The organism is Halomonas sp. BM-2019 (assembly GCF_017584085.1).
Map to the genome: position 1 here is coordinate 4,124,440 of NZ_CP071922.1, position 1,379 is coordinate 4,125,818.

1 pseudogene is annotated in these 1,379 nt (G+C 50.5%); it reads right to left on the reverse strand.

Going from position 1 to position 1,379, the window contains the following annotated elements:
* Window positions 1-1,379 (reverse strand): annotated as a pseudogene (locus tag J5F18_RS20510) (DNA-directed RNA polymerase subunit beta'); the annotation flags it as partial.

Below are 1,379 nucleotides of genomic sequence, written 5' to 3' on the forward strand. Positions count from 1 at the left end.
AACGTTCAGACCTTCACGGAAGTTCGCAACGATCGGCGTTTCGATGATTGAGCCATCTGGTTTCGCCATCAGACCCCGCATACCAGCGAGCTGACGGATCTGCGCGGGGCTACCCCGTGCACCAGAGTCGGCCATCATATAAACTGAGTTAAATGATTGCTGCTCTTCTTGCTCGCCTTTCGCGTTGGTGACCTGCTCTTTCGAGAGGTTTTCCATCATCGCTTTCGAGACTTTTTCATTCGCCGTTGACCAGATATCGATAACCTTGTTGTATTTCTCACCCGCGGTTACGAGACCTTGCTCAAACTGCTCCTGAATTTCAGCAACTTGTTTTTCTGCATCTTCAATGATCACAGACTTCGCATCTGGAATTTCCATGTCATTGATACCGACCGATGCACCAGACACCATTGCATAATGGAAACCGGTATACATCAATTGGTCAGCAAAGATAACGGTGCGCTTCAGACCACAATCCCGGTATGCACGGTTCAACAAGCGTGAAATCTGCTTCTTGCCCATGTTTTGGTTGATTGCGTCATAAGGAATTCCCTCAGGCAGAATCAATGAGAAAATGGCACGACCAACCGTCGTATCCACAATTTTCACTTCTTCCGTCCGCTCACCTTCTTCAGTGAAGAGAACTTCTTTAATACGAACTTTTACGCGCGCGTGCAGTTCAGCCGTGCCAGTCCGGTATGCTTTCTCGGCTTCTTTCGGGTTTTTGAAGGACATGCCCTCACCCTTGCCGTTGACGCGCTCACGCGTCATGTAATACACACCAAGAACAACGTCCTGTGAAGGAACGATAATTGGCTCACCCGATGCTGGCGACAATACGTTGTTGGTCGACATCATCAATGCACGTGCTTCCATTTGCGCTTCGAGCGTTAATGGAACGTGAACAGCCATTTGGTCACCGTCGAAGTCCGCGTTATAGGCCGCACACACCAATGGGTGCAACTGAATCGCTTTACCTTCGATCAAGACCGGCTCAAACGCTTGGATACCCAAACGGTGGAGGGTCGGTGCGCGGTTAAGAAGCACCGGATGCTCGCGAATTACTTCGTCGAGGATATCCCATACTTCTGCGGTTTCCCGCTCAACCATTTTCTTCGCCGCTTTGATGGTGGTTGCAAGACCACGCCCTTCGAGCTTGCCATAGATAAACGGCTTGAATAGCTCAAGTGCCATCTTCTTCGGCAAACCACACTGGTGCAAACGCAGTTTAGGACCTACGGTGATCACCGAACGGCCTGAGTAGTCCACACGCTTACCGAGAAGGTTTTGACGGAAACGACCTTGCTTCCCTTTGATCATGTCTGCAAGAGACTTCAATGGGCGCTTGTTCGAGCCGGTGATTGCACGTCCACGACGGC